Source organism: Enterococcus sp. AZ128, from assembly GCF_051714485.1.
Taxonomy (GTDB): Bacteria; Bacillota; Bacilli; order Lactobacillales; family Enterococcaceae; genus Enterococcus_A.
Genome location: NZ_JBIORZ010000003.1, coordinates 364930 through 381249, shown reverse-complemented (window position 1 = coordinate 381249; position 16320 = coordinate 364930). Strand labels below are relative to the sequence as shown.

Annotated in this window: 16 protein-coding genes; 15 read left to right on the top strand and 1 reads right to left on the bottom strand. The window is 42.0% G+C overall.

The annotated features are described in order from the left end of the window. Positions 1–3 precede the first annotated feature (3 nt). From IGI38_RS20645 to IGI38_RS20630, 4 genes are read left to right on the top strand one after another with little or no spacing between them, the layout of a single operon-like run. Positions 4–288: a PTS sugar transporter subunit IIB gene (locus IGI38_RS20645; RefSeq protein ID WP_438733784.1), complete on the top strand. Its 285-nt coding sequence runs from the start codon at positions 4–6 to the stop codon at positions 286–288. 38 nt (positions 289–326) lie between these two features. Continuing rightward, a complete protein-coding gene (locus tag IGI38_RS20640; RefSeq protein ID WP_438733783.1) occupies positions 327–1700 on the top strand; it encodes a PTS galactitol transporter subunit IIC in 1374 nt (457 codons plus the stop codon). 29 nt (positions 1701–1729) lie between these two features. Further along, complete coding sequence (locus IGI38_RS20635; protein WP_438733781.1) at positions 1730–2236, top strand: hypothetical protein; 507 nt, start codon at positions 1730–1732, stop codon at positions 2234–2236. Then, positions 2236–2883 (top strand): class II aldolase/adducin family protein, encoded by a 648-nt coding sequence (locus tag IGI38_RS20630; RefSeq protein WP_438733780.1) that lies wholly within the window; start codon positions 2236–2238, stop codon positions 2881–2883. The genes IGI38_RS20635 and IGI38_RS20630 overlap by 1 nt, the downstream gene beginning before the upstream one ends. A gap of 90 nt (positions 2884–2973) precedes the next feature. Here the strand turns inward: IGI38_RS20630 and IGI38_RS20625 are convergent, their stop codons facing one another. Next, entirely contained in the window at positions 2974–4005 is a 1032-nt protein-coding gene (locus IGI38_RS20625) for a zinc-binding dehydrogenase (RefSeq protein WP_438733779.1), read from the bottom strand. A 187-nt stretch (positions 4006–4192) separates the two neighbouring features. Here IGI38_RS20625 and IGI38_RS20620 point away from each other — a divergent pair, with 187 nt between their 5' ends. From IGI38_RS20620 to lpdA, 11 genes are all read left to right on the top strand, one after another. Then, a complete protein-coding gene (locus IGI38_RS20620) occupies positions 4193–6334 on the top strand; it encodes a BglG family transcription antiterminator (protein WP_438733778.1) in 2142 nt (713 codons plus the stop codon). Next, positions 6327–6791, top strand: coding sequence for a PTS sugar transporter subunit IIA (locus IGI38_RS20615; RefSeq protein WP_438733777.1), 465 nt, complete (start codon positions 6327–6329; stop codon positions 6789–6791). The genes IGI38_RS20620 and IGI38_RS20615 overlap by 8 nt, the downstream gene beginning before the upstream one ends. A 277-nt stretch (positions 6792–7068) precedes the next feature. After that, a complete protein-coding gene (locus IGI38_RS20610) occupies positions 7069–8481 on the top strand; it encodes a PTS galactitol transporter subunit IIC (protein WP_438733776.1) in 1413 nt (470 codons plus the stop codon). Further along, complete coding sequence (locus tag IGI38_RS20605) at positions 8474–8752, top strand: PTS sugar transporter subunit IIB (RefSeq protein ID WP_438733775.1); 279 nt, start codon at positions 8474–8476, stop codon at positions 8750–8752. Before IGI38_RS20610 ends, IGI38_RS20605 begins: the two co-directional genes overlap by 8 nt. A gap of 102 nt (positions 8753–8854) precedes the next feature. After that, positions 8855–9592 (top strand): SDR family NAD(P)-dependent oxidoreductase, encoded by a 738-nt coding sequence (locus IGI38_RS20600; protein ID WP_438733774.1) that lies wholly within the window; start codon positions 8855–8857, stop codon positions 9590–9592. 10 nt (positions 9593–9602) lie between these two features. Beyond that, entirely contained in the window at positions 9603–9875 is a 273-nt protein-coding gene (locus IGI38_RS20595; RefSeq protein WP_438733772.1) for a hypothetical protein, read from the top strand. A gap of 580 nt (positions 9876–10455) precedes the next feature. Further along, on the top strand, positions 10456–11412 hold the full coding sequence (locus IGI38_RS20590) for a sugar-binding transcriptional regulator (RefSeq protein ID WP_438733771.1): 957 nt from the start codon (positions 10456–10458) through the stop codon (positions 11410–11412). Positions 11413–11428: 16 nt separating this feature from the next. Next, positions 11429–12433 carry a thiamine pyrophosphate-dependent dehydrogenase E1 component subunit alpha gene (locus tag IGI38_RS20585; protein WP_438733770.1) on the top strand — a complete coding sequence of 335 codons (1005 nt, stop codon included), beginning with the start codon at positions 11429–11431 and terminating at the stop codon, positions 12431–12433. A gap of 189 nt (positions 12434–12622) precedes the next feature. Then, complete coding sequence (locus IGI38_RS20580) at positions 12623–13600, top strand: alpha-ketoacid dehydrogenase subunit beta (RefSeq protein ID WP_438733769.1); 978 nt, start codon at positions 12623–12625, stop codon at positions 13598–13600. 13 nt (positions 13601–13613) lie between these two features. Next, a complete protein-coding gene (locus IGI38_RS20575) occupies positions 13614–14825 on the top strand; it encodes a dihydrolipoamide acetyltransferase family protein (RefSeq protein ID WP_438733768.1) in 1212 nt (403 codons plus the stop codon). Between the two features lie 12 nt (positions 14826–14837). Further along, a complete protein-coding gene (gene lpdA, locus IGI38_RS20570) occupies positions 14838–16229 on the top strand; it encodes a dihydrolipoyl dehydrogenase (protein WP_438733767.1) in 1392 nt (463 codons plus the stop codon). Positions 16230–16320: the final 91 nt, after the last annotated feature.

Sequence of the window (16320 nt, the reverse complement as noted above, 5' to 3'; positions counted from 1 at the left end):
AAGATGAAAAATATTTTATTAGCTTGTGGTTCAGGAATTGCAACATCAACAGCAGTAAACGGAAAAATTTCAAAAATTTTGGATGAAAACGGGTATAAAGGAAAGTATAAAATCACTCAATGTAAAATTTCAGAGGCTCCTAATAAGGCTTCGAATTATGATTTTTTAATTTCTACAACTGTGATACCTAAAGATTTGGACTGTGAGTCTGTTTCGGGCGTGTGCTTTTTGACAGGGGTCAATACACAACCGACAATCGATAGAATTATTGAATTGATGGAAATGTAATCGGTGTTTAAGAGTACGAGTAAAGAGGGGGAATAATCATGGATGCTATTATCAAAGTGTTTCAATTTATTCAGGGCTTGGGTGTATCCGTAGTAATGCCAATCGTGATCTTTATTATTGGTTGTGCCTTTAGAACAGGTGTGGGTAAGAGTCTTCGAGCAGGTTTGACAGTAGGGGTAGGTTTCATTGGTTTGAACTTGGTCATCAATTCGTTATTAGGGACTAGTCTTTCGCCAGCTGTACAGGCGATGGTTGATCGTTACGGGTTGAGCTTGTCAACGATCGATGTGGGATGGCCGGCATCTGCGGCGATCGCAATGGGTTCAACGGTTGGACTAATCATCATCCCGTTAGGCTTATTGGTAAACATCGTGATGCTGCTGACAAATACCACGCAAACGGTTGATGTAGATATCTGGGATTACTGGCATTTCGCCTTTACTGGTGCTTTAGTAGCCATTATCACGGATACTTTGTGGTTAGGGATTTTTGCGGCCGTTGTCAATATGGTCATCATTATGGTTCTGGGGGACGTTACCGCTCCAGAGGTAGAAAAATCACTAGATCTTCCGGGGGTTTCACTCCCTCACGGTTTTACAACAGCCTATGCTCCAATTGCGATGGTGATCAATAAATTGATCGATATGATTCCAGGGGTAAGAAATATCGATATCAACATGGATACCGTTCAAAGAAGATTTGGTGTATTTGGCGAACCAATCTTAGTAGGGACCTTCCTAGGGATAATTATCGGGATCATTGCAGGCTATGATGTGACGCAAGTATTGACACTAGGGGTTTCATTAGGAGCGGTTCTGGTCTTGATTCCTAAAATGGCTGCCTTGTTGATGGAAGGTCTGATTCCGATTAGTGATGCCGCTAGTGATTTTATCCAAGGAAGATTCCAAAATCGTGGGAAAATCTATATTGGTTTAGATTCTGCGGTCGGTGTGGGACATCCGGTAACATTAGCGATCTCATTCATTTTAGTACCATTGTTGATTTTCTTGGCGGTTGTCTTACCAGGAAATACAGTAATGCCGTTTGCTGATTTGGCTGTTATTCCATGGATGTTCGTTTTGATCACCCCTATCGTAAAAGAGAACGGCTTTAGAGGGTTGATTGTAGGGCTGATTGTTTTAGTTTTTGGTCTATGGATCGCTACAGATTTAGCACCGATGATCACGACTGCTGCAAACAATGTGAATTTCCAAATGCCGGAAGGCGCGTCGCAGATTTCATCTATTTGTGATGGTGCGAATCCATTGACTTGGGCGCTTGTTCGCTTAAATGGTCTCGGTTATATTGGTACGGGAATTGGAGCAGTTGTTGCTTTGGCGATGGCTATCTGGAACCGGAATCGGATCAAAAAAGAAGCTTCGCAGCTCCATGATGGAGGAGAAGCTGCTTAATTCTTTCGTATGAAAAGGGGGAAGAACAAATGAAACGGTTTGAGTATGATAAAACATTGTACTTTATCGATGTCCCTGTTACAGGAGTAGTCTCGTTGATTGTTTTCCTCATCGCGCTTGGCGCAATCATCACCAATCACATACCGGCGTTGATGTTCTTAGTTGGGATTGTTGCTTTTTACAGCTTTTGGAACGCGCTGGTGGCAAAAGTTACGCCAAGAGAAATAAATGTTGATGGAGACATGCTGACTTTGCGTTCATTTAACCGAAGAGATGCTTACAATTTAGCTCAGCTGAAAAGTTTTAAGATTCGCGAGTTTCCAACGGCAGGAAAAATGTTTCTGCGAATGGATGGCGGCGGAGTACTTAAAGGGCGCTATTGGTTGAATACGAAAAATTATAATGATGGTCAAGAGTTGTTCCGATTATTACTGGATATGGAGTATGAAAAACATCCGGAGTCATTGAAAGCTCGCGCTAGAAGAGTGAATACGGAGTATAATGCTCTTGCCAAGAAGAAAAAAGAGGCTAGCTGATGTTAGAAAAAGAAAAAGCAGAAATAATCGCTGCGGGAATAAAATTGGATCGTTATGGACTGATCTCTTTGTCAGGTGGAAATGTGAGTGTACGGGTGGATCAGGAAACCTTACTAGTTACCCCCAGCGGAATGATGTATGAAGAGATGGTTCCTGAAGATGTTTTAGTGATGACTATTGAAGGAAAAGTAATTGAAGGCGTGCGTCGTCCGAGTGTTGATACGATCGCTATTCGTTACATTTTCCAGCAGATGCCTGCTGTTAATGCGGTCATTCATACACATCAACCCTATGCTACTGGGATTGGCTTAGTGGTTGATCAGATCGATTGTGATGTTACAACACTTGCGAATACAGCCAAAGGTCCGGTCAATGTGGCTCCGTATAGTTCGGCTGCCAGTATTGATATGGGTTACGCAGTGGTTGATCACATCGGAGAGCAATTAGCCGTAGTGCTAAAAAATCATGGGGTCGTAACTGTAGGTAAAAACCTGAAGGAAGCACTATACGCTGCCGTATACTTGGAGGAAGCTGCTAAGACATTATATGTAGCTCATTCTTACGGAGGAGATATCGCTAAACTAAACGGGGAGCAGATTCAAACTGCTGTTGAAGTATTTAAAGATTATGGTCAGGTCAATCATTAACTAGCGATAACTTATGATAATGTAAGCTCTCAATGCATGTCTGCCGTTTTTGGCAGACAGGCATTTTTGTGTTCAGAGAGAAAGCTCTATCTATTCGGGTTTTAATAATACCTTCAATTCGTCGCCATTCATCGCTAAACGGAAGGCTTCCTCCCACTGAGTTAGCGGAAGAATTTTTGTAACGACTGGAGTTAAATCAACATTGGCTGTTTGGAGCCATTCGATTGTTTTATGCCAAGAACTTGTTTTTTGTGTCCGTGAACCGATGAGCTGAATCTCTTTATTTAGAAGCAAACTCATATCAACAGGGACTGGATTTTTTGCGAATAAACCTTCCTGAATGACCATCCCTTTCTTTTTAACGATTTCTAGTGCTTGCTGCAAAGCTTGCGGGCTGCCTGAGCATTCAAACACTTGATCGAAGCCTAAGTGATTCGTTGATTCCTTAAGAACAGTCGGCCAATCAATCGTTTGACTATCGATAACGTGAGAGAGTCCTAGCTCTCTTGCTTTAGCCAAACGATGAGCATCTTTGGTGATGCCGATAAGTGTGACATCTGCCTGTAGTGATTTTGCAACTAGTGCCAGCAATACACCTATTGGACCAGGACCGAATACTGCGATTTTTTCATGGGGCTGTATATTGGTTTTTTCCATAACTGCATGGATGCAGCAAGCAAGTGGTTCGATTAAAGCAGCCACCTCATTTGAAATGCTGTCGGGAAGTTTATGGCAGCGCTCCGCTTTAGCCAAAACAAATGTCGCGAAGCTGCCATCTACTTGTGTGCCAAGACCTTTTCTATGGCTGCATAAATTAAATTCCTGCGATAAACAGTGGACGCATTTTTCACAAACTTCATAGGTAGTCTCACTAACCACCCGATCACCGGTGGTCAGTGATGTTACTTTATCCCCCTTTTTATGAACTATACCAATGAATTCATGACCAAGTGTAAGTGGTATTTTTTTGTTATATTCTCCTTTTAATGCATGAATGTCTGAACCACAAATCCCACTAAAGACTACTTTAATTAATACTTCATCATTTTTAGGTGAAGGTGTGTCTAAATCGCATAATTCCATATTACCAAAACCACTAGCTATTTTTCTTAATGCTTTCAATTCAATGTCCTCCTTCTTCTTTTATGTATGTAATTTTGTTATTAAAAATGAACCTTTTATAGTATGCCAAGCGTAGCATAGAAACTTATTCGGCATCTATCACAATTCTTTTGAGAAATGAACAAAAAGGATTGGTCTTGTGAAATAATAGAGGGGAGATACAATTAAATGTGTAGAGGTGATAGTGATGAACAGAAGGATCAATAAAATTTTATTGGATATTTTGCATGAAAAAGAAGATTCATTGGCCAATTATGCAAAATTGTTTAAAGTTTCCGAACAAACGATTCGCAATGACGTCAAAGAAATTAACTTTCAATTGGAAAGCAGCGATGAGAATAAAGGAATTTATTTAGAAGAAGGGTATTTGCAAATACCAGAGGAGGTGGATCTAAAGGAGTTATTCAAAACCTACGCATCTTTTCAACACTATCATTTAACACTCGACGAACGCCGTACCATCTTAGCGCTACTTCTGATTACTAGTCATGATTATGTGACAACTTACTATCTCTCTGAATACCTCTTAGTTAGCCGCAATACGTTAGTTAGTGATATAGAGGCACTAAAAAAGTGGTTTGCTAAGAACGATTTGATTTTACTGTCGCATATTGGAAAAGGGTACAAAGTTGCTGGCGATGAAATTAAGATTCGAAAAGCAATGACCAAACTAATTATTTTCAATGGATTGTTTGATTATGGATATGATTACGCTTTGGGATGGGAGAACAACATCTTTCAAAATCTCTTGTTGGACATTATTGATTCAGACAATCGTTATCAAACGGTCAGTCAATTGTTGATGGAGGCGGAAAAGGAAGAAAACTTGCAACTGTCTGATTTTTCTTATCAGGAAATGATCTGCTATTTGATCATTTTGATCGAGCGAATCAAGTTTAGCCACTATATTGAATCCTCTGAAAGCTTGAATGAAATGCTGGATAGTTCTAAATCGAGTTTTGCCAAGGCGATCCTCAAAAAAATAGAAGAAGCGTATTCGATTGAGGCTGCAGAAGGGGAGTTGGGCTACCTGATCTCAATCTTACGCAGGAAAAGCTACATCAAAAATAATGGACGCAAAATCGATTCCATTGAGATCCAAATCTTGATTAATGAATTTATCTTTAATTTGGCGAAGGAAATGGATATCAAATATTACTTGAACAGTGATCTATTTGACCTGCTAGAAAATCATTTAAAGTTGTTGATTTATCGACTTTCTTTAAATGATAGTGTTGTGAATGTTCTATTTGATGAAATTTATCAGTCGTATCCAGAAATGTTTGACATGGTGAAAGGGAATTTGCGGAAGATTGAAAATTATCTGGAGATTGAAGTTCAACCCAATGAGCTATCCTTTATCGTCATGTATGCGATGGCTATTTTAGAGAACCGAAGCAATACTCATTCGAAAGGACAGATACGTTTACGAATTGTTTGTAATTCTGGCAGTGGAACGGCCCAATTGATCAAAGTGAAATTACTATCGGCTTTTCCTCAGATATCAGTGATTTCCGTGGACTCCTCTCATGCGCTGCAAAAGGTTCGACCAGATGATCAGGATTTGATTGTCAGCACCGTTCCTTTAAAGTTTGATCAATCACCTGTTGTTCTAGTGAATCCGATTTTAACCGAGCAAGATATTGTCCGAATTCAAAAGGCCTTGTACAAAATCAAGCCGCGTCACTTCATTGACCAAGAATACTTGATCACCAAAGAGGAATCGATGATTGAAAATTTTTTGCCGATTATTCAGAAATATATTGATGTAGGCGAATATCAAAATTTTTTAAGTGATATTGAATCGTTTAATCGTCTGAATGAGCGATTAACAGCGGAGACACAAGAGGTTAGTCGTCTGACCTCGATCTTGACCATTGAACGAATCCAATTGGATCAGCAATGTGAAAATTGGCAATCAGCGATTGAAGCGGCAGGGCATTTATTAATGGCAGATGATTTAATTACAGCTGATTACATTCAAGGGATGATTCAATTAGTTGTCGAAAATGATTCGTATATCGTTATTTCACCCGGAGTAGCTATTCCTCATGCGGAATTCTCTCACGGCGCAAAGAAAATCGGTGCGAGTTTTGTTCGGTTAGCCCAGCCGATAAATTTCAATCATAAAAAAAATGATCCGGTAAAATTTGTAATCGCTTTCTCTTTGCCGGAAGGTGTTTCAATCGGAACCTGTCTTTATTATTTTACTGAAATCTTAGCAACGGAGAATTTTTTAGAAATAATGGATCAGTGTCGTTCCGAACAAGAGGTAATGGTTCAGTTAAGAAAATTAGAAGATAAAGTGATGGGGTTTCCTTATGAATAAACTACTGAATAATGAAAATCAAAAATTTCTGTATTATGCCTTCGATGAAAATGAGCAAGAGGCACTGCTTACTAGAATGAGCGAGGTTTTAATTGACGCGGGTTTTGTTCACGAAAGCTACACGAATGCCGTGATTGAACGGGAACGGGTCTTTCCAACTGGATTGCCGACTCAGGGAATTAATGTGGCGATCCCGCATACAGATTCGATCCATGTAAAAAAAGAAGGTTTTTTAGTGGGGGTGTTAGAGCAGCCGATTACATTTGAAATGATGGCCAGTAAGGATGTTTTCCTTGATGTAGAACTTATTTTTATGTTGGCGATTAAGCAGCCGGAAGATCAATTGGTAATGCTGCAAAAATTGATGTTGTTGTGTCAGGATGAAAAAAATTTACAGTTGCTGAAATCAAAAAAGAAGGTTGTCGAGGTGGAACGGTTACTAAACACGATCCAATAGATAAGCTGCCAGTCTTACTTCTTGCTTTAGCAGGTTAGTAAAAGGGGATACGGCTTGAACACAAGAGAATTTTCTGCTTTTTAGAAAATTCATTCATACAAAGGAAAAAGGATGGCAGTTCCTCTTTTCCCAGAAGAAGAGTTTAGAACCACACAGATGGAGAGTAAAGGGAATAAAAAGTTAGGGATGTATAGAGGAATGGTATACGGCTTGAACCTAAGAGAATTTTCTGCTTTTTAGAAAATTCATTCATACAAAGGAAAAAGGAGAGAAAACTATGTTAGATATGCTTAAAGCGGGAGTTAATTATATCTTGGATCTTGGTGCAGCGGCGATGTTACCGATCATTTTAACTGTTTTTGGTCTAGTTTTAGGGCAAAAATTAAGTAAATCTTTTCGGGCTGGGTTGACTGTTGGGATTGGTTTTACTGGGTTGAATCTAGTTATCGGCTTGCTTTCGGATTCTATCGGAGCATCATCGCAAGCGATGATTGAACGTTTAGGTTTGCAATTAGATATTTTGGACGTTGGGTGGCCAATCGGAGCGGCAATTACTTTTGCAACACCGATCGCAGTTATCTTGATTCCAGTCATTTTCATTTTTAATATGATTTTGCTGCGATTTAACCTAACGAAAACAATGGATGTGGATTTATGGAATTATTGGCATCTGATTTTCCCAGGAGCAATGATCTATTATGCAACAAACTCGATTTGGATCGCGATTATTTGTTCTTTGATTAATACGTTTGTCATTTTCAAACTAGCGGATTGGACGGCACCAGCAGTAGAGCATTTCTTTGGTCTGCCGGGAATCTCGCTGCCGCATGGTGAGACGGTAAACTTTGCTCCGCTGACCTATGCCTTAAATCGGATTTGGGACAAAATTCCAGGCATCAACAAAATTGACATCAATGCTAAAAATTTAAAAGAGCGCTTAGGAATTTTCGGAGAACCCATGATGATTGGACTGGTATTAGGAGTTGGCATGGGCTTGTTGGCGGGATACGAATCGCAAGCGATTATTCAATTAGGAGTTCAAACATCAGCTGTTATGATCTTGATGCCAAGAATGGTGGCCTTACTTATGGAAGGTCTATCACCGATTGCTGAGGGAGCGAAAGCTTTCATTCAAAAACGGTTCCCAGGAAAAGAAGTATATATCGGATTAGATGCAGCTGTCGTGACGGCGCATCCAGCGATTATTACGGTAGCGTTGTTGATGGTACCCATTACGATTCTGTTGGCAGCTATTCTGCCATTTAACCGTCTGTTGCCATTTGCCGATTTGGCGGTATTGCCATTTACAGTTATTTGGTCAGTCGCAGCTTCAAAAGGGAATATTTTTAGAGGACTTCTGAACTCGATCGTGTCGGTTTGTATTGTTTTCTTCATTGCAACGAACTTAGGCGCGTTGACAACTACGATGGCCCATGCGGTAGGATTTGCCTTTCCAGAAGGAGCCACTATGATTTCGGGGATCGATATGAGCTCTCATATCACCTTATGGATTATGCTGAAATTGATCGATCCATCGAATTTGCCAGCCTTTATGGCAGGGGCCATTGCTTTAGTAATGTATGGCGCGTTATGGTTCTGGACACGCAATGACATTAAAAAACAATATGGGTTGCCTATTGGTAAAAATGATTCAGATAAAACCACCAAAGGAGCTGAGATGAATGAATAAAAAACATATTTTAATTGCTTGCGGAACGGGTGTAGCGACTTCGACGGTTGTTTGTATGCGAGTGAAAGAAGAGTTGGAGAAAAACAATATTCCAGCAACTGTTGAGCAATGTAAAGTTGCAGAATTGCCATCGAAAATCCATGGCGCCGATTTAGTAGTAACGACAACAGCTTATGAAAGCGAGGATATTCCGGTGATCCGTGCATTATCATTTCTGACCGGAATTGGAATTGAGGCCGATGTACAAAAAATTGTTGATATTTTGAGTTAATCGATTTGAATTCTATTTTCTGTTTTAACAGGTGAGAGGAATCGTATACGAATGACGATTCCTCACATTTTTAGGTAAATAAATATGAATAGGAGCAGATCCATGAAAGGAAAAGTTGCGGTAGTCACTGGAGCGGCTAAAGGAATCGGCAAAGCGATTGCACGAAAATTTGCGGAGGCTGGTGCGTATACAGTGATTTTGGATTTTGATCAAAAGAGTGGCATACAAACGGCGGCGGAGCTTTCTGACGCTTTCTCGGAGTCCGTCTTCATTCAAACGGATGTTTCTGATCCAGAGTCATTGAAGCGGGCAAGTGATCAAGTGTTGGAACAGTTTCATCGAGTGGATATTTTGGTGATCAATGCGGGAATCAGTTATCTGCATTCGATTGACGAAATTTCGATTGAAGAATGGCAACGTGTCCTGCGGATTAATCTGGACGGTTCATTCTATACATTAAAGGCCTTCTGCGATCATTTTGAAGAGCACGCAGGAAAGGTAATTTTTATTACCTCTGGTTCCGCAATTACGGGAACTGGCGGCGGGATGCATTATGCTTCATCAAAAGCAGGGCAGCACGGATTGATGCGGGCGGCTTCGAAAGAGTTTGGACCGCGGGGGATCAATGTCAATGCGATTGCTCCGAGGGTGATCCAGACCGACATACTAGATACTCTTTATCCTGACGAGGCAAGTCGAGAGGAATTGCTGAAAAAGATTCCATTGCGTAGAATTGGACAGCCAGAGGATATCGCGAATCTAGCATTATTTTTAGCAAGTCCGGAGAGTTCTTATATTCATGGACAGATTATGTTGGCAGACGGCGGACGAACTTATTAAAGGAGAGCGTATGAAAAAAATTTTAGTCGTTACGGGGACGTCAGACAATAAACGGAATTTTGCAGTGAACTATATTGCAGAGTTTATGGAGAGCAAAGGGGCCGAGGTCGAAGTTTCAGGTAAAAGCATCTACGATGTGACGGAGGTTGCGGAAGATATTTCCGCGATTGTAGCCATTGGGCAGCCTCAGTTTACAACAGATATTCCCATTATTGATGGGACACCGTTCATTACGAAATTTAATATGGATACCTGCTGTGAACAATTACTAGAGAAAATGTAAAAGACGTGAACAGCTTCAATTGAGGGAAGCGGCTCAAGCGTTCTGTTGAAGTCGTTCTTTCATGATTAATGATGAAAAAAGGATGTCTTTAAACAAGGATAGGAATTTATTATGATGAGGATGAGAGATAAGGAGGAACCGGAATCTTTAAAAGCATCCTTCTCAAAATAGCCAATTGTTTCGCTGTTTGATAAATCGATGATTTCAGGTTTGAAATTTAGATGTGAACCGGCTTTTATCATATGTTCCAAAGAAATCAGAAAAGTCATAGTGAAAATCCTCCTTATTGGTCTGTTTATGAGCTCCCAATAATTTATGGTTTTCACTATGAATTTTTTTATCTGTTCTTTGATAAGCGAAGGAGGTAAAAGAATTTGTGAAGCATCGTAACATTTGTTCCGAAAATGGCGTCGTTGGAACATTTTATAAAGATGGTCTTGTGAATGAAATCATTTGATGAAAGCGTTGACACTTGGAGCGAGGGCTTTTATGATGACAGTGTAACATATGGTAAATATAAGAACATATGATAATAGCTGGACTCAACTAAGAAAGATTCGCCGTAGGAGGGAATAAAAAAATGAGTTATTCCGACGATGCACGATTACTGACGGAGATTGCTTCAATGTATTACGAAGAAGGCGCCAAACAATCGGAAGTTGCTAAAAAATTCAATATCAGCCGCTCACTCGTTTCTAAGTATTTAGCGAAGGCACGTTCCTTAGGATTAGTAGAAATTATTATTCATGATGATCTTGTTCATCCCTATCGTCTATTGGAAGAAAAATTGGTTGAGAAATTTGGATTGACAGAGGTGATTTGCATAGCACCAGCGGCAGCTGAAATGTTGAATAAACGCATCGGCATCGCAGCTGGAAAATATTTGTCGCGAATTTTAAAGGGGAATGAAACCGTTGGCGTTTCGGCAGGAATGGTCGTCCATGAGGCAGCACAAAATTTTTTACCAAAAAATCAAATGGAAAATGTTCGTTTTATCCCTTTGGTTGGCGGCTTAGGGCAAGAGCATACGGCGCTGCAAGCCAATGTGGTTTGTGAGATTTTCGCCCGCAAAAGCGGCGGTTCTGTACTAGAATTGCATGCACCGATTACGGTAGATTCCGCTGAAGCTAAAAAAGTCTTTATGGCACAGTCTTTTATCAAGAACGTTTTCGATAAAGGAAAAAAGGCGGATATCGCATTAGTAGGGATCGGCGGGTTGCCCGCGTATTCCACGATGACTAAAGCTTATCTGCCGAATGAAGAGGTACCACTGAGAAAGGAATTGTCTGCCGGCAATGTGTCGGGAGACATTTGTTACAACTTTATTGACGAGGAGGGCAAATTAACAGATTGTACGTGGAATGATCGAGTCTTAGCAATCGGTCTATCGGAGTTAAAGCAGATTCCAAAGCGTATCGGAATCTCTGGGGGTAAAGAAAAAGTCAGCGGAATCCGAGCAGCACTAAAAGGAAAGTTAGTCAACGTTTTGATTACCGATGAAGAAACAGCAAAGACATTATTAGATGAAGATAAATAAAAATGGAGGCGCATAAATGATGGCAGCAACGAAAAACATCTCGATTCCGAATCGAGCAGGTTTGACGGATGAAAACTTGGTAGAGCTTTATCGCAGAATGTGGGAAATTCGTTTCTTTGATGAGAAAGTGGATCAGTTATTTGCAAAAGGTTTGATTCACGGTACGACGCACTTGGCTGTTGGTCAAGAATCTACAGCGGCAGGCAGCGGTGCAGTCTTACGGAAAACGGACTGGATTACTGCCACTCACCGCGGACACGGACAGACGATCGCTAAAGGGACCAATATCAATGAAATGATGGCGGAACTATTTGGTCGTACAACGGGTACGAATAACGGTAAGGGCGGTTCAATGCACATTGCCGATCTTGATACAGGCAATCTTGGCGCAAATGGTATCGTTGGCGGCGGCTTCCCGATTGCTACGGGAGCGGCATTAACCTCAAAATTAAAGAAAAATGACACGGTAGCATTGGCCTATGCAGGGGATGGTTCGACAAATGAGGGAAGTTTCCATGAGTCATTAAATTTGGCTTCTATCTGGGATTTACCAGTGGTCTTCTTTATTGAAAATAATCAATATGGAATGAGCGGGCCATTTAAAACGATGATGAATGTGGATCGCTTATCTGAACGGGCAAAAGCTTATGGCATCGAAGGTATCACCATCGAAGGAAACGACATTATTGAAGTGATCAATACGACGTACGATGCAGTAGAAAAAGCACGGCGCGGTGAAGGACCGACATTGATCGAGGCGATGACTTATCGCTGGAAGGGCCATTCAAAATCGGATGCGAAGAAATACCGCACGAAGGAAGAGGAAGAAGACTGGCGCAAGAACCACGATCCAATCAAATTGGCTCGCGAAAAATTTGTAGCAGCAGGACTCTTCACGGAAGAAGAAGCGGAAGAAATCAGATTAGCGGCTAAGCAAGCGATTGAGGATGCAGTGACCTTCGCGGAAGAAAGCCCAATGCCAGCGCTAGAAAGCATGTACGAAGACGTTTATTCAGATTAGAGGAATGGTAAGCGTGGTGAGAACCAAACTTATTTTTCGCTTAGAAAAATAAATACTTTAATACGAAATAGGATGCCAGTTCCTCTATGGGCTTTAGCACATAAGAGGAATGGTAAGCGTGGTGAGAACCATACTTATTTTTCGTTTAGAAAAATAAATACTTTAATACGAAATAGGAGGAGCAAAAAAATGAGAGAAATCACGTACGCGGAAGCGGTCAGAGAAGCAATGTCCGAAGCGATGCGAGAAGATGAAGATATTTTCATGTTAGGCGAAGACATCGGTGTTTATGGTGGCGCTTTCGGTGTTAGTCGCGGCATGGTAGAAGAATTTGGTGAAGAACGGGTTCGTTCTACGCCAATCTCTGAATCAGTGATTGCAGGAGCGGCTGTCGGTTCAGCAATGACAGGAATGCGTCCGATTTTTGAAATTCAATTTTCAGATTTCATTACGATCGCATTAGATCAAATTGTTAACCAAGCGGCTAAAATTCGTTATATGTACGGCGGAAAAGCGAAGATTCCATTGGTTATGCGAACTCCTGGCGGCTCCGGAACAGGAGCGGCAGCACAGCACTCGCAAAGCTTGGAAAACTGGACTGCACACGTTCCTGGTCTGAAGGTCATTCAACCAGCGACGGCTTATGATGCAAAAGGATTGCTGCATGCAGCAATCGAAGATAATAACCCAGTTATGTTTTATGAACATAAGCTTTGCTATCGGACGAGTTCGGATGTGCCAGAAGGAAAATATACGATTCCAATCGGTGTGGCGGATATCAAACGAGAAGGGTCGGATATTTCAGTCGTCGCGACAGGAATCATGGTTCACAAATCATTGGAAGCCGCGGACATTTTAGCGGAGGAAGGTATTCAGATCGAAGTCGTCGACCCGCGTACTTTGGTACCGTTAGATAAGCAGACGATCATTGATTCAGTTGTAAAAACTGGTAAAGCGGTCGTTGTAACAGAGGCAGTGAAGCGCAGCGGATTCAGCGCGGAACTAGCTAGTGTGATCGCAGAAGAAGAATGTTTTGATTTCTTAGATGCACCGATCATTCGTCTAGCTGGCAAGGAGATCCCGATGCCTTATCATCCAGAGCTTGAGAAGAAAGCAGTTCCTCAAGTGGAGGATATTGTTGAAGCTTGTCGTGGATTGATGGCATAAGGGGGAAATAAAAATGGCGAATGAAGTATTGATGCCGAAGTTAAGTTCCACGATGGATGTTGGAACGATCACGACGTGGCTGAAAAATGAAGGCGATTCCGTAGAGATTGGGGAAGCAATTTTTGAAGTGATGACCGATAAAATCGCGATCGAAGTGGAAGCCTATGATGAAGGAATTTTACTTAAAAAATATATCGGCGACGGTGACAGTGCACCAGTGAATTCAGTGATTGCCTACATTGGCGAGGCTGGGGAAGACGTTCCTGCGGAGATGCCTGGGGCTGAAATAGAAGCGTCGGAAGAAACAAAGGCTGAAGAAACACCAGCAGTAGTTGAACCCGTCGAAGAAACAATCGTTGCGACAACAAAAGTTCGAGCAACGCCTGCAGCCCGACGAATCGCGCGGGAAAAAGGGATCGATTTACAAAAGGTTCAGGGCTCAGGTCCGAAAGGCCGAGTGCAAGCATTGGATGTGAAGGAATATCAAGCACCAACGGTATCAAAACCAGCGGCAAAAGCCGATGAAGGCGAACTGATTCCTTGGAGCGGTATGCGTAAAGCAATTGCAGATAAGATGTCGGAGAGCAAGCAGACGATCCCGCATGTCACAATGAATGCCGAAGTTGATTTGACTAAAGTTATCGAGTTGCGGAAACAGTTATTACCGATGGTGGAGGAACGTACAGACGAACGGTTATCTTTCTTAGAAATTATTTCGAAGGCAGCGATGGTTGCGTTAAAGGCTTATCCGGAATTCAATGCACATGCTTATGCTGAGGGAATCAAACAATTTAATCATATCAATCTTGGCGTTGCGGTCGCGGTCGCTGATGGTCTAGTGGTTCCGGTTGTAGAACAAGCGGATCAAAAAGGATTAAGTGATTTGACGAAAGCAGTGAAAACTGTGACGAAAAAAGCACGGGAGGGTCAATTGATGCCGGCGGAAATGAGTGGGGGAACCTTTACTATCAGCTCGTTGGGGCGCAGTAAGGTTCAAACGTTCAATCCGATCATCAATTTGCCGGAAGTCGCGATCCTAGGAGTTGGCGGAAGCTATGATAAATTAGTGGTCGAAGATACGCCAGAAGGGCTACAGGTCGCAACGATCACAGCATTAAATCTATGTCTATCCTTTGATCATCGAGTTGCTGACGGCGCACCGGCTGCAGCATTCTTAAGTATGATCGTTGAACTGTTGGAAAATCCAATGAGCTTGTTGCTGTAGAGGAGGCTGAACATGACGAAAAAGACAGATACTGTCGTAATTGGTGCTGGACCTGGCGGTTATGTAGCAGCGATTCGGGCAGCACAATTAGGACAAAAAGTGACCGTGGTAGAAGCTGAACATATTGGCGGGGTGTGCTTGAATGTTGGGTGTATTCCCTCGAAAGCTTTGATCACTGCTGGTCATCGCTATCAAGAAGCGCAGCACTCTGATTTTCTTGGACTGAGTGTCAAGGAAGCGCAGCTTGATTTTACAAAGACTCAGCAATGGAAAGATCAGCAAGTCGTTAAAACACTGACTTCAGGTGTAGGCATGCTTTTGAAGAAGAATGGCGCAGAAGTTATTATGGGCCGGGCTAAATTTACAGGGCCGAAAAGTCTGACGATCGCAACGAAAAACGGCGAAGAAAAAGTAGAATTCAAGCACGCAATCGTTGCAACGGGCAGTCGTCCAATCGAAATTCCTGGTTTTGCCTTTGGCGGACGTGTATTAGATTCTACTGGCGGCTTGAACTTAAAGGAGATTCCGAAGAAGCTGATCATTATTGGCGGCGGGATCGTTGGTTCGGAGCTTGGCGGTGCGTACCGCAATCTTGGTTCAGAGGTAACGATCATTGAGGGTGCGGAAAATATCGTTCCGAATTTTGAAAGCGACATTCAACAGCTGGTTGCGAAAAAGTTCAAACAAAACGGCGTAGAAATCTATACGAATGCTAAAGCCAAAAAAGCGACAGAAACGGCTGCTGGGGTTGCTGTGGAGTTTGAAGTAAAAGGCAAGACCCAGACGATTGAAGGGGATTACGTAATGGTGACGGTTGGCCGGAGACCGAATACTGAAAACTTAAGCTTGGAAAAAGCCGGGGTTCAATTAAGCGAAAGAAATTTGGTCAAGGTTGATGAACAATATCGGACTTCTCAGAAAAGCATTTTTGCTATCGGCGATATTGTCGAAGGGTTAGCGCTTGCCCATAAAGCAAGTTATGAGGCGAAAGTTGCGGCTGAAGTGATTGGCGGGAAAAATGTGGCGAAGGATTATCGCGCGATTCCAGCGATCTGCTTCACTGATCCGGAAGTAGCGACAGTCGGTTATACATTGGCGGAAGCAAAAGCGGAAGGGATCAAAGCCAAGACGGCGAATTTTCCGATGCAGGCAAACGGGCGTGCACTGTCGTTGAATGCGACGGAAGGATTTGTCCGGTTAGTTTTTGAAGCGGAGACGGAACTAGTTTTAGGTGCCCAAATCGTCGGAGTCAATGCAAGTGATCTAGTGGCTGAGATCACTTTGGCGATTGAATCTTATCTGACATTGGAAGATATTTCACTGACGATCCATGGGCATCCAACCTTATCAGAAATGGTGATGGATGCTTGTGAAGTTGGGTTAGGGCTGCCGATTCATATGTAGGAAAAAGGCTATAGCTAACAATAAAGACAATTCAAAGTATAGTTAAAATGAGGTTGTGACAGAAGTGGTCAGCTTCAAGAAATTTCGGCTT

Bases quoted from the DNA above. Each gene is read 5' to 3' on its own strand.
- IGI38_RS20615 (WP_438733777.1), top strand. From the start codon at position 6,327: ATGAATAAACTACTGAATAATGAAAATCAAAAATTTCTGTATTATGCC.
- IGI38_RS20645 (WP_438733784.1), top strand. From the start codon at position 4: ATGAAAAATATTTTATTAGCTTGTGGTTCAGGAATTGCAACATCAACA.
- IGI38_RS20630 (WP_438733780.1), top strand. From the start codon at position 2,236: ATGTTAGAAAAAGAAAAAGCAGAAATAATCGCTGCGGGAATAAAATTG.
- IGI38_RS20595 (WP_438733772.1), top strand. From the start codon at position 9,603: ATGAAAAAAATTTTAGTCGTTACGGGGACGTCAGACAATAAACGGAAT.
- IGI38_RS20575 (WP_438733768.1), top strand. From the start codon at position 13,614: ATGGCGAATGAAGTATTGATGCCGAAGTTAAGTTCCACGATGGATGTT.
- IGI38_RS20640 (WP_438733783.1), top strand. From the start codon at position 327: ATGGATGCTATTATCAAAGTGTTTCAATTTATTCAGGGCTTGGGTGTA.
- IGI38_RS20620 (WP_438733778.1), top strand. From the start codon at position 4,193: ATGAACAGAAGGATCAATAAAATTTTATTGGATATTTTGCATGAAAAA.
- lpdA (WP_438733767.1), top strand. From the start codon at position 14,838: ATGACGAAAAAGACAGATACTGTCGTAATTGGTGCTGGACCTGGCGGT.
- IGI38_RS20600 (WP_438733774.1), top strand. From the start codon at position 8,855: ATGAAAGGAAAAGTTGCGGTAGTCACTGGAGCGGCTAAAGGAATCGGC.
- IGI38_RS20605 (WP_438733775.1), top strand. From the start codon at position 8,474: ATGAATAAAAAACATATTTTAATTGCTTGCGGAACGGGTGTAGCGACT.
- IGI38_RS20590 (WP_438733771.1), top strand. From the start codon at position 10,456: ATGAGTTATTCCGACGATGCACGATTACTGACGGAGATTGCTTCAATG.
- IGI38_RS20610 (WP_438733776.1), top strand. From the start codon at position 7,069: ATGTTAGATATGCTTAAAGCGGGAGTTAATTATATCTTGGATCTTGGT.
- IGI38_RS20585 (WP_438733770.1), top strand. From the start codon at position 11,429: ATGATGGCAGCAACGAAAAACATCTCGATTCCGAATCGAGCAGGTTTG.
- IGI38_RS20580 (WP_438733769.1), top strand. From the start codon at position 12,623: ATGAGAGAAATCACGTACGCGGAAGCGGTCAGAGAAGCAATGTCCGAA.
- IGI38_RS20635 (WP_438733781.1), top strand. From the start codon at position 1,730: ATGAAACGGTTTGAGTATGATAAAACATTGTACTTTATCGATGTCCCT.